The 17591-nt window shown below is 41.0% G+C and carries 2 protein-coding genes; both read right to left on the bottom strand.

From position 1 onward, the window contains the following. Positions 1-246: 246 nt before the first annotated feature. Positions 247-11034 (bottom strand): ESPR-type extended signal peptide-containing protein, encoded by a 10788-nt coding sequence (locus VPAR_RS00250; protein ID WP_012863661.1) that lies wholly within the window; start codon positions 11032-11034, stop codon positions 247-249. Positions 11035-11498: 464 nt separating this feature from the next. Continuing rightward, positions 11499-17537, bottom strand: coding sequence for an ESPR-type extended signal peptide-containing protein (locus VPAR_RS00245; RefSeq protein ID WP_012863660.1), 6039 nt, complete (start codon positions 17535-17537; stop codon positions 11499-11501). Positions 17538-17591: the final 54 nt, after the last annotated feature.

The raw sequence follows: 17591 nt of genomic DNA, 5'->3' as shown, positions 1-17591 counted from the left end.
TAATGATTTTATAGTAAATTAATCACATTTATAATTTTCGATTAAAATTATATGTTCTGTATTATACACTATTATGAAAAGTTTGTGAAGTCAAACACAAAAAAAGAACGAAAGTCCTTTCACAGTAGACTTTCGTTCTTTCATTTTATATACCATATAGGGTTAAAATCATCTAATTTTCATGGGTATTTTCTGGTACATCAGCTCGCTTTTTATCACATGAACGTAAGATGAAACAGATATGAATTACATGCCTAAACGACTCATAATAAGAGCCAATTGTCGCTTAGTTTCTTCGTTATCTTTCTGTAGACGAAGATTATCTTCTTTTAATGCCGCATAGTCTGCAGTTAATTTTTCATCCTGCGCTTTCATGCGTGCATTTTCAGCTTTCAAAGCAGTCATTTCATCCTGCATTACGTACATAGAACTGATAGGACCGCCCTTGTAGCGTTCAGGAATAGCCTTCTTCTCATCAGAAGAACCGAATTTACGAGTTACACCAGCATTCACCATATTATGACGACTACCAACAGATACGCCTGCATGGAACATAGTGTCTTCCGATGTGTAGTGAGCAACACCTAAAGCTGCTGCAGTTTCGCCTCTGTAATTACCAATACCAGCCATCACTTGAGTTGGTTCTAACGGATCATATTGAATCGGTTTCAACGCAGACATAGCCGCCGCATGAGCACCTACACGTTGCGTTTCGCCCGCCACGGAATTAATAGCATTGGCCATGCCCTCCGTAACTCCTTTCAATTGATTTACGTTAACCGCATCCGTACCGTTTACACCAGGACCTACATTGCTAATTGTTTTACCACCATTATTCAATCCGTCTTTAGTAAGACTTACAGTGTTACCGCTAGCAGGAGTAATAGTTATACCACTGCCGTTTACAACCGTAGAGTTACCTGCAGCATCCTTAGTCGTTACGGACGTAAGACCTTTCAAATCTTTCGCCATACGAACTTTAAGATTAGTGCCGTCAGATACAACGCCTACATTATCTTCTGTAGTCAACTTGCTAGCATCAGTAATACCACCGATTACGTTTACCTGTTCGTTAAGCTTTTTGTTAATCACATTACCGGAATCACCACCGTATTTCATACCATCGTCTTTGGTTGCCACTTGATGTGTCTTGCCCTGTTCATCTTGGTACTTAATACGAGTAATAGCATTACCTCCTAGATCAGAATCGCCCTTATCAGCAGTAATATCTGCATTGCGACCATCTTTACCGGTTAAACCGATATGACCAACGCCGTCTTTACCGAACATAGATACAGCATCTTTACCGTCTTTACCTGTAATAGCTACTTTACCGTCTGTACCATTCGCAGCGTCTGGACCTGTAATGGAAACGCCATCTTGACCGTTTTTTCCGACTTTCACCTTATCAGTCGTTACCGTATCGGCAGTGACCGTTTTGGTAGTAACGCTATCGGTCTTAAGATTCTTAGCCATTTTAATAGTAACATTACCATTTTCGGCTACTGTTTTGATATTTTCACCGGAATAATCACTATCAGCCCCTTGACCTTCACCTTTGATAGTAACCTTTTGACCTAAATCACGGTGGAAATCGCCTGTATTACCGGCAAAATCCATACCTTTCTTCGTAATGTCATCACCTAAGTTATTAATCTTATTATCCAAGGTTTTATGGGACTTCTGCAATTGATCTTCTGTAGCAGCACGACCACTTGTGATATTGTTAGGATCCCAATCTTTGTTTTCCAAACCTGTCACATGACCGTCCTTGCCATCAACAGCGACTTTACCTGCAGCAATCTTACCATCTTTACCGTCGATAGTTACCTTATCACCGGCCTTAATTGTACCGTTTGTACCGTCAATCGCAACATTGCCAGCCTTGATTGTCCCCTTATCGCCATCGATTTCAACTTTATCACCGGCTTTGATGATGCCTTTGTTGCCATCGATGGTAACCTTGTCACCAGCTTTGATAGTACCTGTTGTACCATCCATTGCAATTTGTTTCGTAGGATTAGTCCCCATTGTTACTTGGTCTTTAAGGCCCACTTTGTAATTTGTAGAACCATCCGCATTAGTGGTCTTATCTACTTGGACATTATTACCTGCCGTTACTGTTGTAGTAGCTGCTGCTGCCGCTTTATCCAATTGGGATTTATTAACCGCATCCTTAGAATCAGTACCATCAGCTACATTCGTAATCTTCTTATTAGACGCATCGATACCGCCCTTCGTCATGGATGGACCGTTGGTAATCTTTACGCCGTCTTTTGTAACAGCAGTCAACGGATTGCCATCCTTATCTTGAATGGTCATACCTTCACCATTTACAACGGTTTTACCGTTTGCACCATTAGTACCATTGTTGAAAGTTATGGAATCTAGACCTTTCAGATTTTTTGCCAAACGAACATTAAGGATATTATTTTTACTAATAACACCAATATTGTTTTCGGTCAACTCAGATTCATTAGTGACACCACCCTTAATGTCCAATTGTTCATTAAGTTTCTTCTTGATGGTAGTACCGGAGTCGCCACCATATGCCATGCCATCATCTTTGGTTGCCACTTCATGAGTTGTGCCATTTTCATCTTTGTATTTAATGCGCGTAATTTCATTTCCATTGAGATTAGCAGACCCTTTTTCAGCAATAATATCCGCACTTTTACCGTCTTTACCGCTTAATCCGATGTGACCAACACCGTCTTTACCGGACATGGACACAGCATCCTTGCCGTTTTTATCTGTAACAGCTACCTTACCGTCGGTGCCATTCGCCGCATCTGGACCTGTAAGAGATACGCCATCCTTACCGTCTTTACCGACTTTCACGGATTCAGCCTTAAGATTTTTGTTCATCTTCACATCGATAGTCGTGTTACCTGTTGCTGCATCTTGTTTGATGAAAGTCTTAATATTGTCACCACTATAGTCGGTATCAGCAGCTTTACCTTCACCTTGAACAGTGACAGTAGAGCCTAATTTATTGGTTTGTACACCGCCTACATTGGCATTGAATTTGAGACCTGTATCAGTTTGACCTGCCAAGGCTTGTTTCAATTGATCCTCTGTTGCTGCACGACCGGATACGACTTTACCTACATCCCAAGTCTTATTATCAAGACCTGTTACATAATTACCAGTATTAGCAGGAGTTGCGCCATCAGATTGTTTACCCATAGTTACAGTGCCGGCTTTCACAGTTTCCGCTGCAGTAACAGATGTAACATTAAGATTTTTCTTCAATTTAAGGCCAATCTTTGTATCATCGCCAGTTTGACTAATTTCTGTCGTAATATTATCGTCGCCGTTTACCGTTACCTTAGAGCCTAGTTTATTAGTTTTTTCAGCGTTATTATCCGCATCAAAACGAAGGCCTTTATTGGTAAGTTCAGTCTTAGCGTCACCAATATTTTTGTTGAGTTCAGTTTTAGTATCACTGATATTTTTATTCAACTCAGTCTTAGTATCGCTAATGTTTTTATTTAACTCAGTTTTAGTGTCATGCAATTGACCGCCGTTGATCGCATCTTTGGAATTCGCCGCCACATCGCCATTAGCAACATTGGTAATCTTCTGGTCGTTCGCATTGATGCCGTTTGGAGATACATAAGTCTTACCGCCTACGGTCAAACCACCACTATTGATGATTGTGCCACCAGCTGTTACGCTGTCCAAACCAGTCAATGTTTTTGCCAACTTCACGTTCAATGTGCCTGTGCCATCAGATACAACGCCAATATTGTTATCCGTTAAATCTGTAGCCGTAGCTCCACCTTTAATGGCAACAGTACCACCTAGTTTCTTGTTGATAGTCGTACCAGAGTCACCGTCAAAGTTCAAGCCTTTATCAACTTCGGATTTAGACGCCACATCTTTAATCGTTACGGTTTTTGTTTGATCAGGATGATTCTTATCTTGAACTGTCAATGCTACGTCACCATTGGCATCTACAGTGTAGTCACCATTGGAGCCTGCCGTAGGATTAGCAACGAGACTGAAGTCCGTTGCACTAGCACCTTGTTTCTTAACTTCATCACTAACCGTTTTCAATTGGTCTTCCGTTGCTGCACGGCCAGATGCAATCGTAGGGTTATCAATGCTCCAAGCCTTATTATCAAGACCTGTTACATAGTTGCCCATATTAGCAGGGCTTGCACCATCGGACTGTTTACCCATGGTTACAGTGCCGGCTTTCACAGTTTCCGCTGCAGTAACAGATGTAACATTAAGATCCTTTTTCAATTTGAGGCCGATCTTCGTATCGTCACCAGTTTGTGTAATTTCTGTGGTGATGTTATCGTCGCCGTTTATCGTTACCTTAGAGCCTAGTTTATTAGTTTTTTCAGCGTTATTATCCGCATTGAAACGAAGTCCTTTATTGGTAAGTTCAGTCTTAGCGTCACCAATATTTTTATTCAACTCAGTCTTAGCATCACTAATGTTTTTATTTAACTCAGTTTTAGTGTCATGCAATTGACCGCCGTTGATCGCATCTTTGGAATTCGCCGCCACATCGCCATTAGCAACATTGGTAATCTTCTGGTCGTTCGCATTGATGCCGTTTGGAGATACATAAGTCTTACCGCCTACGGTCAAACCACCACTATTGATGATTGTGCCACCAGCTGTTACGCTGTCCAAACCAGTCAATGTTTTTGCCAACTTCACGTTCAATGTGCCTGTGCCATCAGATACAACGCCAATATTGTTATCCGTTAAATCTGTAGCCGTAGCTCCACCTTTAATGGCAACAGTACCACCTAGTTTCTTGTTGATAGTCGTACCAGAGTCACCATCAAAGTTCAAGCCTTTATCCACTTCGGATTTAGACGCCACATCTTTAATCGTTACGGTTTTTGTTTGATCCGGATGGTTCTTATCTTGAACTGTCAATGCTACATCACCGTTGGCATCTACAGTATAGTCACCATTGGATCCCGCCGTAGGATTTGCAACAAGACTGAAGTCCGTTGCATTAGCACCTTGAGTTTTGATAGCTTCAGTAACTGTCTTCAATTGATCTTCTGTTGCAGCACGTCCCTTGACAGCAGTCGGATTAGTTACGCTCCATGCCTGATTATCAAGACCAGTCACATAGTTACCCATATTAGCAGGAGTTGCACCATCGGATTGTTTACCCATAGTTACAGTACCGGCTTTCACAGTTTCCGCTGCAGTAACAGATGTAACATTAAGATTCTTCTTCAATTTGAGGCCGATCTTCGTATCATCACCGGTTTGCGTGATTTCCGTCGTAATATTGTCGTCTCCGTTTACTGTTACCTTGGAGCCTAGTTTATTCGTTTTTTCGTCGTTATTATCCGCATTGAAACGAAGTCCTTTATTGGTAAGTTCAGTCTTAGCGTCACCAATATTTTTGTTGAGTTCAGTTTTAGTATCACTGATATTTTTATTCAACTCGGTCTTAGTATCACCAATATTTTTATTCAACTCAGTCTTTGTATCAGCGATATTTTTGTTTAACTCAGTTTTGGCTTCATGTAATTGACCGCCGTTCACCGCGTCTTTGGAGTTAGCCGCCACGTCGCCATTAGCAACATTGGTAATCTTTTGGTCGTTCGCATTGATGCCATTTGGAGATACATAAGTCTTACCACCTACGGTCAAACCACCACTATTGATGATTGTGCCACCAGCTGTTACGCTGTCCAAACCAGTTAATGTTTTAGCTAACTTCACGTTCAATGTATTGCCGTCGGATACGACACCAATATTACCATCGGTCAAGTTCGCAGCCGCTGCACCACCCTTGATGCTAAGTTTATCGCCCAACTGTTTGTTAATTACAGCGCCGCTATCTCCATCAAAGTTAAGGCCTTTAGCAATAGTCGTATTGATGGTAGAAATAGCATTTCTATTGGTCGTAATATCTTGCGTATTTTGAGCGATATTTTGCTTATTTTGTGCAATGTCAGTTGTGTTTTGAGCTATTTTATCCTTGTTTGTACTAACTTGCGTATTAACAGATTTCAACTGATCTTCCGTTGCAGCACGACCACTTACAGCTTGCGGATTATTTACATCCCAAGCAGTATTGGTTAGGCCAGTTACCGTGCCTGTAGTACCATCAACAGATACAGGATTAGCAGTGCCTAAGGTAATTTTATCGCCTAGTCCGATTGTAAATTCCTTACCGCCGGCTGCATTTGTACCTTCTTCTACAGTGATATTGCTGTTTTTAGCTTTCACAGTACTTGCCTTAGCAGTTCCACCGATAGCATCCTGCAACTGACTGAAGTTAACCGCATCAGTAGGATCTGTGCCTTTTGCTAGACCGGTAATCTTTTGATTATTTGCATTGATACCGTTTGGCGTTACGTAGGTCTTGCCGCCTACGGTCAAACCACTACTATTAATGGTTGTTCCACCAGCTGTTACGCTATCCAAACCGGTTAATGTTTTAGCTAGTCTCACATTTAATGTGCCGCCATCGGACACGACACCGATATTATTATCCGTAAGATCTGCCGTAGCACCACCTTTAATGGTAACAGTGTCGCCCAATTTTTTATTAATCGTAGCACCGCTATCGCCGTTAAAGTTTAATCCTTTATTGATATTAGTTACATTTGTATTAACCTTATCATTAACGGATTTCAACTGATCTTCCGTAGCAGCACGACCACTTACAGCTTGAGGATTATCCGCGTTCCAAGACTTATTATCGAGCCCTGTCACAAAGTTACCGTTTGCACCGCCAGCACCACCAGCTTGTTTGCCCATAGTCACAGTGCCAGCTTTCACAGTATCAGTAGCAGTAACAGTAGTAACATTAAGATTTTTCTTTAATTTAAGCCCGATCTTAGTATCATCACCGGTTTGACTGATTTCTGTCGTGATATTATCATCGCCATTTACCGTTACCTTGGAACCCAATTTATTGGTCTTAGCACCGCCTGTGTCCGCATCAAACTTGAGGCCTGTATTGATCACATCATTTTTCGCGGTCGAAATATTATTGTTTAGCTCGGTTTTTGCATTATCTATATTGCCGTTCAGTTCGGTTTTAACGTCATTAATATTTTTATTGAGTTCAGTTTTGGTATCACCGATATTTTTGTTTAATTCAGTTTTAGCATTATTAATATTGTTATTTAATTCGGTTTTAGCCGCATGAAGTTGACCGCCGTTAACTGCCTCTTTGGAATTAGCCGCCACTTCACCATCAGCAACATTAGTTATTTTCTTGTCATTCGCATTAATACCGTTCGGAGTTACATAGGTCTTACCGCCTACAGTCAAACCACTACTATTGATAGTTGTACCCCCAGCCGTTACGCTATCCAAACCGGTTAATGTCTTAGCTAGTTTTACATTTAATGTGCTGCCATCAGATACGACACCGATATTATTGTCCGTCAAATTCGCAGCCGCTGCACCACCCTTGATGCTAAGCTTATCGCCCAACTGTTTGTTGATTGCAGCACCGCTATCTCCATCAAAGTTAAGACCTTTAGCAATAGTTGTATTGATTGTAGAGATAGCATTTTTATTGGTCGCAATATCTTGTGTGTTCTGAGTAATATTTTGCTTGTTTTGTGCAATATCAGTCGTATTCTTACCAATATCAGTAGTATTTTGAGCTATATCAGTCTTGTTCTTAGTTATATCTTGTTTATTCTTACCGATATCAGTCGCATTTTGAGCAATGTCAGTTGTGTTCTGAGCTATTTTATCCTTATTTGTGTTAACTTGCGTATTAACAGTTTTTAACTGATCTTCCGTTGCAGCACGACCACTTACAGCTTGCGGATTATTTACATTCCAAGCGGTATTCGTAAGGCCTGTTACAGTTCCAGTAGTTCCATCCACATTTACAGGATGTGCCGTACCTACCGCAAGTTTATTACCCAATCCAACAGTGTATTCCTTACCACCATTCACATTGGTACCTTCTGTTACGCTTACATTCGCGTCTTTCCCTTTTACCGTAGTGGCCTTGGCAGTACCACCGATAGCATTTTGTAATTGGCTGAAATTAACCGCATCATCAGGCGCTGTACCATTAGCAACACCAGTAATCTTTTGATTATTAGCATTGATACCTGTTGGAGATACATAGTTCTTGCCACCTACAGTCAAGCCAGCACCATTGATAGTCGTACCACTTGCAGTCACACTGGTCAAACCCGTTAATGTTTTAGCTAGCTTCACATTTAATGTGCTGCCGTCGGATATGACACCAATATTATTATCTGTTAACTTCGTAGCAGGGGCACCACCCTTAATAGTTAGTGTTTCACCTAATTGTTTCTTGAAAACTGCCCCGCTATCACCACCAAAATTCAACCCCTTTTCAATTGTTGAATTGATTGAAGAAATAGCACTTTTATTTGTCGCAATATCTTGCTTGTTCGTTGCAACATCTTGTTTATTCTTATTGATATCAGCAGCATTCTTAGCAATATTAGCCTTGTTTGTATTAACTTGCGTATTAACAGTCTGCAACTGACTTTCCGTTGCAGCGCGACCGGTTACGGCTTGAGGATTATTAACGTCCCAGCTGTTATTAGTAAGTCCTGTTACATTGCCTATAGTGCCGTCCACGGTTACAGGACGCGATCCGCCTACGGAAATTTTCTCGCCTAAGCCAACAGTATATTCCTTACCACCATTTGCATTGGTACCTTCTGTTACGATTACATTTTTATCTTTTGCTTTCACAGAAGATGCCTTAGCAGTGCCGTTGATAGCATCTTGTAGTTGACCGTAATTAACCGCATCACTATATGATGTACCAGTAGCAACACCAGTAATTTTTTGATTATTAGCATTAATGCCTGTTGGTGTTACATAGTTTCTGCCACCAACAGTCAAACCGCCAGCATTAATAACCGTACCACTGGCTGTTACACTGTCCAATCCGTTCAAAGATTTTGCCAATTTCACATTTAATGTGCCATTACCATCTGATTGGACATTGATATTATAATCAGATACAGAACCTACGTAATCACCTTTTATTTTTACTGTTTCACCTAATTTTCTGTTGCTTACAGGCCCATTGTCACCGGCGAAGCTAATACCTTTATCAAGGGCGGTGTTAATAGTAGCAATATCTCGTTTATTCTTATTGATGCTCTGGCTATTGTTGCTAATATTATGTGCATTAGTATCAATCGATGATTTATTACTATTAACCTTATCATTAACCCGCTTTAACTGATCTTCCGTAGCAGCACGTCCTGTAACAGGTGCTGGATTATTTACATTCCATGATGTATTGGTAAGACCTGTGACCGTTCCTGTACCACTATCTATGGTTATAGGATGCGAGGCCGCCCCTTTCCCTACAGTGATCTTATAGTTTAAGCCAACAGTATACTCCTTACCACCTTTCGCCGTTGAGTTTTCTTTTATCGTAATATTACCATCATCATTTGCTTTTACTATGGCTTCTTTAGCTGTACCGTTAATTGCACGCTGCAACTGACCGTAGTTAACTGCATCCTGACTACCGCTACCGTCTGCAACACCTCTAAGCTGTTGATTATTGGCATTAAGACCACCTGTTGACACATAGAGTTTACCGCCTACAGACACCCCTTTATTATCAATCGTAGCAGTTCCTGCTGTTACGCTATCCAAACCAGTTATTTTTTTAGCCAATTTCACATTTAGTGTGCCATTTCCGTCTGCTTGAACCCCAATATTGTTGTCAGCCAAAGCACCGCTAGCGCCACCTTTTATTCTTACTGTGTCACCTAATTTTACTTGGTTCTGAACAAAGTTATCCCCATAAAAAAACAATCCTTTATCGATATTGTCTTTATTATATCTAATAGCATCGTGGATTGTGCTTTTACCTGTAAAGCCGATATCGCTCATCGTTAATTTACCGGTATCAGGATCGAGCGCTGCATTACCGCCAAGGATATTTTTAGTAGTAGTGGCTAAATTGCCCAAGCTATTTGCTACGGCATATAGCTGACTACCATTAATAGCATCTGTAGACGAAGGATTCATACGCCCTGCTGCCACATTTGTAATCGTACGTTTTACCGTATCATTACCGATACTAACAGTAGAATCCGCATTGCCACCAGCTAAATTCTTATACCACAAGCCATTTACAAGCTGATTCGGTGTACTATGAGTATCCGCAGTCGCAGAATTAGTACCTAATGCAACTGAGCGATTATGATTTTTATTTACCGTCGTATTTCTACCGAGAGTAACGCTATCCTCTGCATAGCTAACTGCACGATTACCGATGGCAATGCTATTTTTCTGAACTGAGTCAGAATCTGTACCAATAGCTATAGAAGAATCCTCACGGGCATTACTTTCCCAGCCCATTGCAATGGAGTTGAGTCCTACTGCATAGGAGTTTACACCAAGAGCTCTGGACCCTTCGCCCTTAGCTTGTGCATTATTACCAATTGCAACGGCCCATTTACCTCTTGCCTGCGACCCGTTACCCATTGCAACGGCACCACCGGCAGCAGCTTTAGCATTATTACCAAATGCCATGGAGGATCCACCCCAAGCTCTGGCATTGGTACCAAATGCCTGATCATTATCGGCACCCACATAGTTACCGGCCTCATCGTATCCAGCCCAGGATGTATTACCAAGGGCAAAGCCATTTAAAGAAGCTACTTTTGTCAAATTACCGATAGCAACACCATTATTTACTTCAACGTTTGCATTTCTTCCGATGGCAACACCTTGTACATTACCAACACCAGCCCTATTTGCTCTTGTAACAGTAGCACCTGTACCCAATGCCACACTGTTATCCGCCATTGCTGTACTATTGTCACCTATCGCTACAGTACCATTTTTAGCTTGAGCGCCGGCCCCTTGCACAATAGTACTCCCTTGCACGATCATTGGGGACATCACGGACATACACAAAGCCGCAGCAATTACAGGTCCTGACATCTTGGCAAATACCGATGTCATTGTCGAACGTTTCGACATATTCTTCGCTGTTTCAGCTACAACGACATAACATCCTTTTGTACGACTCCAGATTACTTTAAAAATTCGGTTCATCTCGTCTTACTCCTTGCATAAAACTATCAGATTATATGAATATAATAAAATATTTTATAATTATTTTAAAAAGTAAAAATGCAGTTAATATATGGCTATTTACCGATGCATATTATATTAAACATATCATATTCTGTGGTAAAAGTAAAAAATTTTTCACTCTACACTCACTTCTAAATCATAAATATTTATGAATATACAAAAACTCCGCCATATACCTTATGAATATGCTAAATGTACTAATTTTTTCGCATAAAATTAACTTCATGAAAAAAATGTATTTCACCTTAGTAAACTATTATGATCTAACTATTACTCACCTATTTTAATTACATTACAAAATACCATGACATATATATGCTCAAATAGCCATTAAATCTATTTTTTGCATGCAAAAAGGCGCCAAAAGCATTTCGCTTTTGGCGCCTTTTATAAGCACTGCTGTATCAATATGTTATTTCATATTATTTCAAGCCCGCTTGTTGCATCAATAATGCAATTTGTGCTCTCATTTCTTCATTGTCGCGTTGTACTTTTTCGTACTTAGCTTTCAAAGCAGTCATTTCATCTTGCATTACGTACATGGAGCTAATAGGGCCACCTTTGTAACGTTCAGGAACTGCTTTCTTCGCATCGGAAGTACCGAATTTACGAGTTACACCAGCATTTACCATGTTATGGTGGCTACCAACAGATACGCCTACATGGAACATTGTATCTTCTGCTGTGTAATGTGCAACGCCAAGAGCCGCCGCAGTTTCACCTCTGTAATTACCGATACCGGCCATCACTTGAGTTGGTTCCAATGGATCATATTGAATCGGTTTCAATGCAGACATAGCCGCCGCATGAGCGCCTACACGTTGTGTTTCGCCCGCTACGGAGTTAATAGCATTAGCTAACCCATCTGTAGCACCTTTCAATTGATTTACGTTAACTGCATCCGTGCCGTTTACACCAGGGCCTACATTGGTAATTGTATTACCGCCGTTATTGAGGCCATCTTTAGTAAGACTTACAGCATTACCGCTAGCAGATGTAATCGTTACACCGCCACCGTTCATAACTGTAGTATTACCTGCAGCATCCTTAGTTGTTACTGTTTCAAGACCTTTCAAGTCTTTCGCCATACGAACCTTAAGGTTGCCAGTACCATCGGATACGACACCTAAATTATCTTCTGTAGTCAACTTGCTAGCATCAGTAATGCCACCTACTACATTAACTTGTTCGTTAAGCTTTTTCTTGATTACGGAACCGCTATCGCCACCGTATTTCATACCATCATCTTTAGTTGCCACTTGGTGGGTCTTACCGTTTTCGTCTTGGTATTTAATACGAGTGATGTTGTTACCGTCTAAGTCTGGATCACCTTTATCAACGGTAATATCCGCATTACGGCCGTCTTTGCCAGTTAAACCGATATGACCAACACCATCTTTACCGGACATAGATACAGCATCTTTACCGTCTTTGCCTGTAATGCCTACTTTACCGTCTGTACCGTCAGCACCGTTAGGACCAGTAATGGATACGCCGTCTTGACCGTTTTTGCCAACTTTTACCTTATCAGTAGTTAAGCTGTCAGTCTTAAGGTTTTTCGCCATCTTGATAGTAACATTACCATCTTGGTCGGCTACTGTTTTAATATTTTCGCCGGAGTATTTATCGTCAGACTCTGTACCTTCACCTTTGATAGTAACCTTTTGGCCTAAATCACGGTGGAATTCACCTGTATTACCGGCAAAATTCATACCTTTTTTCGTGATTTCATCACCTAGGTTAGTAATCTTATTATCCAAGGCTTTGTGAGATTTTTGCAATTGATCTTCTGTAGCAGCACGACCGCTTGTGATGTTGTTAGGATCCCAATCTTTGTTTTCCAAACCTGTCACATAACCGTCTTTACCATCAACAGATACCTTGCCTGCTGCAATCTTACCATCTTTACCGTCGATAGTTACCTTGTCGCCAGCTTTAATGGTACCGTTTTCACCGTCAATTGTTACATTGCCAGCTTTAATAGTACCTTTGTTGCCGTCGATTGTAACTTTATCACCAGCTTTGATAGTGCCTGTAGTACCGTCCATCGCGATTTGTTTTGTAGCATCAGAGCCCAATGTCACTTGGTCTTTGAGACTTACTTCATAGTTCTTGGAACCATTCGCATTGGTGCTAGGTGTTACAGTAATATTATTACCTGCCGATACAGTTGTAGATGCAGCTGCTGTAGCTTTATCCAATTGAGATTTATTAACTGCATCGTTAGGATCTGTGCCGTCAGCTACATTCGTAATCTTATTACCACCGTTATCAAGACCGTCTTTTGTGAGGCTCACTGCATTACCACCAGCACGATTGATGGTCATGCCATCACCATTGATAACAGTATTATTGCCGCCGTTTGTGAAAGTAGCAGACGTCAAGCCTTTCAATTCTTTCGCCAAGCGCAATTTCAATGTATCGGAACCGTCAGAAACAACACCGATGTTGTCTTCAGTCGCTAATTTGCTTTCATCGGAGATACCGCCCTTAACATTCACTTGATTGTTAAGTTTCTTTTTAATCACATTACCTGTATCGCCACCGTACATCATACCATCATCAAGGGTTGCAAGCGTATGTGTATTACCGTCTTTATCTTCGGTCACTAAACGATTAATGCTTGTACCATCTACACCATTTTTAGCGTCGCCACCTTTAATAGTAACGCCGTCTTGACCATTTTTACCAGCAATTGCCACACTATTAGCTTTGAGGTTTTTGTTCATCTTCACATCGATAGTTGTGTTGCCATCTTGATCTTGTGTGATGAAAGTTTTAATGTTTTCACCGCTGTAGTTAACATCAGCATCAGCACCTTCGCCCTTAACAGTAACCGTAGAGCCAAGTTTATTAGTTTTTACGCCGCCACTGTTAGCGTCGAATTTCAAACCTTTATTAGTTAATGCGTCTTCGCTATCTTTGATTCTATCTTTCAAGTAATCCACATTAACTGCTTCACTGCCGTCGTTGCCAGTAGCATATGCCAAGTTAGTTACATGAGTGCCACCCACTTTATTAGCATAGGTAGGACCTTCGTAACTTACTTTAGTTTTATCAACAGTGCCAGCAGGATCCAAGTCATACTTAACAGCACGATCTGTCAATTTATCGAGGCTAGATTTAGAGGCAACGTCCTTAATCTTAACAGTTTCTTTACTACCTGCATGGTTTTTATCCTCTACAGTTAAGTCAATATCACCGTTAGAATCAACTGTATAAGCCTCATCTGCAGCAGCTGCATTTTTCACCAAACGATAATCTGTAGCAGCAGCACCTTGGCTCTTAACAACATCGCTGATCTTTTTCAATTGATCTTCTGTAGCTGCGCGACCACTTACAGGATTAGATGTGTTCACATCCCAATCTTTATTATCAAGGCCTGTCACATAATTTTTAGTATCAGCGTGTTTACCCATTGTTACGCCGCCAGCTTTCACGGTATCTGTAGCCGTTAATGTTTGAACATTAAGATTTTTGTTCAATTTAACGCCGATCTTAGTATCGTCGCCGGTTTGTGTGATTTCAGTAGTGATGTTGTCATCACCGTTTACAGTCACCTTGGAACCGAGCTTGTTCGTTTTTTCGCTGTTATTATCTGCATCGAAACGAAGGCCCTTGTTGATAAGTTCATTTTTAGCATCGTGTAATTGACCGCCGTTGACTGCATCTTTGGAATTAGCAGACACATCCCCGTTAGCAACATTCGTTACCTTTTGGTCATTTGCATTGATACCTGTTGGAGATACATATGTTTTACCACCTACAGTCAAACCGCTGTTGTTGATAGTAGTACCACCAGCTGTAACGCTATCTAAACCGCTTAACGTTTTCGCCAATTTCACATTCAATGTGCCATTGCCATCAGATTCAACACCGATATTACCGTCGGATAATGTGCCTGTTGCACCGCCTTTGACAGACAGTTTTTCACCTAATTTTTTATTGATAACTGCACCGGAGTCACCATCAAAGTTCAAACCTTTATCAATAGCAGTTTTATTAGTGTTAACTTTATCATTAACCTTTTTCAACTGATCTTCTGTAGCACCGCGACCGGATACAGCCACAGGATTATCTACATTCCAATCTGTATTTGTAAGGCCTGTTACATGACCAGCATCACCGTCTACAGTTACAGGATGTGCTGTACCTACAGTAATTTTATTACCTAAACCAACAGTATATTCCTTACCGCCTGCTGCGTTTGTACTTTCTGTTACAGTTACATTCGCATCCTTTGCTTTTACAGTGGATGCTTTAGCTGTACCACCGATAGCAGCTTGTAATTGGCTATAGTTAACTGCATCATTAGGGTCGCTACCATTAGCAACATTAGTAATCTTTTGATTATTCGCATTGAGACCTGATGGAGATACATATGTTTTACCACCTACAGTCAAACCACCATTATCAATCTTAGTATTACCAGCTGTAACGCTATCCAAACCTGTCAATGTTTTAGCTAATTTAACATTCAATGTACCATTACCGTCGGATTCAACACCGATATTACCGTCGGATAATGTGCCTGTAGCACCGCCTTTAACAGTTACAGTGTCGCCTAATTGTCTGTTGCTTACAGTACCTGTATCACCAGCAAAGTTCAAGCCTTTATTAATTTTTGTATTAATGTTGGAGATATCTTGCTTGTTTTGAGCAATATTATTGGCATTGTTTGTGATATTTTGCTTATTATCTGCAATAGCTTGTTTATTCTTATCAATTTGGTCCTTATTAGTATTAACTTTATCGTTTACTTTTTTCAATTGATCTTCTGTAGCCGCGCGACCAGATACAGCCACAGGATTATCTACATTCCAGTCTTTATTTTGAAGGCCTGTTACATGGCCTGTAGTACCATTAATCGTTACAGGGTTCGCTGCACCTATTGTAACGGTGTTACCCAAAGTCATGTTAATAGTTGTATCACCATTAGCTTGTGTAATTGCGGCATTGATATTACTGCCATCACCTTTAATAGTAACTTTAGAACCTAATAGGTTGTTTTTCGCACCACCTGTATTAGCATCGAAGTTAAGACCTTTATCAATAGTGTCTTTATTGAATTTAATAGCATCATGAATCGTGCCTTTACCTGTGTTACCGATATTGCTCATCGACAAGTTACCAGTATCAGGGTCAAGCGCTGCATTGCCACCTAAAAGGCCTTTTGTAGTACTTGCTAAATTACCCAAGGTATTTGCAACACCATATAATTGGCTACCATTGATTGCATCTGTAGATTGTGCATTTACACGACCTGCAGCCACATTTGTGATAGTACGTTTTAGTGTATCGCTACCTACACTAAGTGTGGAATCAGCAGAACCGCCGGCATAGTTTTTATACCATAAGCCATTTACCAATTGATTTGGTGTGCTTACCACATTAGCAGTCTTGGAATTAGCACCTAATGCAATAGATCTCTGTTGATTAGCATCAACTTGCGCATTACGACCAATAGCGATAGCATCTTCAGATGCTACATTTGCACCAGTACTCATAGCAATAGAGTGTGCTGTAGTCGCTGTTGTGCTTTCACCAATAGCAATGGAAGACTCACCACTTGCCGTACTTGTCCAACCCATTGCAACTGCATTAGTAGCATCAGCTGTAGAGTTAGCACCAATAGCACGGGCACCTTGTGCCATTGCCTTTGCACCGTTACCAATAGCTACGGCCCAATCGCCGCGAGATTGAGAACCATTACCCATAGCAATGGCACCACCTTTAGATGCCTTCGCATTATTACCGAATGCCATGGAGGAGCCACCGTAAGCACGCGCATTAGAACCAAAAGCTTGGTCATTATCAAGACCTATCAATTGATTGTTTTCATCATAACCGGCACGTGCATTGTTACCAAGGGCAAAGCCATTAGTGGATGCCACGCGTGTTTCATTACCCAAGGCCACACTGTTATTCGTAGTGGAACGAGAATTATGACCGATAGTTACAGCTTGTGCGCCATCAGCACTAGTACCGGAACCAACCGCAATTGCATTAACAACCTTAGTCGTTGCACCTTGACCGATAGCGATACCGCCTGTTCTTTGATTTGCAGGAACATCTTTTCCTTTATTAACGTCAACAGTTACAGTTGCACCTTGACCGATAGCGATCCCACTCTGCGTTTTACCTTCATCAGTATCACCTCTACCTACAGATGCATTAGTACCGATTGAAATACTATAGTCACCCTTAGATGCCGTATTATCACCGATAGCGATACCACCGTCATTTTCAGCTTGTGCACCGTTACCTCTTGTAATAGATGCCCCCAAGGCATCCGTAGGCATCATAACACCCGTCAACATAACGGCAACCGCAGTAGCGCCTACCATTTTAGAAAATACAACCGACAAAGAAGAACGTTTCGTCATGTTCTTTGCTGTTTCTGCCACAACGACATAACAGCCCTTTGTGCGATTCCAAATCACTTTAAATACTCGATTCATTAATCTTTCTCCTATAAAACTTATAAAACTTACTAACTAACTATCTACATATTT

Source organism: Veillonella parvula DSM 2008 (assembly GCF_000024945.1).
GTDB classification, from domain to species: Bacteria; Bacillota; Negativicutes; order Veillonellales; family Veillonellaceae; genus Veillonella; species Veillonella parvula.
The sequence above is the reverse complement of the archived record's forward strand: the minus strand, read 5'-3'. Positions and strand labels throughout refer to the sequence as shown.

Coding starts and splice junctions, on each gene's coding strand:
- VPAR_RS00250 (WP_012863661.1), bottom strand. CDS start 11,034: ATGAACCGAATTTTTAAAGTAATCTGGAGTCGTACAAAAGGATGTTAT.
- VPAR_RS00245 (WP_012863660.1), bottom strand. CDS start 17,537: ATGAATCGAGTATTTAAAGTGATTTGGAATCGCACAAAGGGCTGTTAT.